This is a genomic window from Arthrobacter globiformis (assembly GCF_003261175.1).
GTDB classification, from domain to species: Bacteria; Actinomycetota; Actinomycetes; order Actinomycetales; family Micrococcaceae; genus Arthrobacter; species Arthrobacter globiformis_A.
On sequence record NZ_QLNP01000023.1, the window covers coordinates 1 to 766 of the forward strand.

Annotated in this window: 1 pseudogene; it reads left to right on the forward strand. The window is 64.9% G+C overall.

The features are described 5' to 3' along the window. Positions 1–766, forward strand: a pseudogene (locus DBZ45_RS02465) (pyruvate dehydrogenase (acetyl-transferring), homodimeric type); the annotation flags it as partial.

Sequence of the window (766 nt, forward strand, 5' to 3'; positions counted from 1 at the left end):
CGACGAGATCTGGAACCTCAAGCGCGGCGGGCACGACTACCGCAAGGTCTACGCCGCGTACAAGGCCGCGACCGAATTCAAGGGCAAACCCACCGTGATCCTGGCCAAAACGGTCAAGGGCTACGGCCTGGGCCCGCACTTCGAAGGCCGCAACGCCACCCACCAGATGAAAAAACTCACCCTGGACGACCTGAAGGAATTCAGGGATTACCTGAGAATTCCCATTTCCGACTCCCGGCTCGAAGAGGATCCCTACCGGCCGCCGTATTACCACCCCGGTGCGGATGCGCCCGAGATTGCCTATCTCCTGGAGCGGCGCAAGGCTTTGGGCGGCTCGGTGCCCGAACGGCGTTCCGGCCCCGGGGCGGTGGAAATGCCGGACGCCAAAACGTTCGACGTCGCCAAGCGCGGTTCGGGCAAGCAGCAGGCCGCCACCACCATGGCCTTCGTCCGCCTGCTCAAGGACCTGCTGCGCGACAAGAAGTTCGGGCACCGGATTGTCCCCATCGTGCCGGACGAATCGCGGACGTTCGGCATGGACGCGTTCTTCCCGACCGCGAAAATCTACAACCCGAGCGGCCAGAACTACCTGTCCGTGGACCGGGACCTGGTCCTGGCCTACAAGGAATCCGCGCAGGGCCAGCTGATCCACCCCGGCATCAACGAAGCCGGCGCCGTGGCAGCCTTCACCGCCGCCGGCACCGCCTACGCCACCCACGGCGTGCCCCTGGTCCCGGTCTACGTGTTCTACTCCATGTTCGGCTTC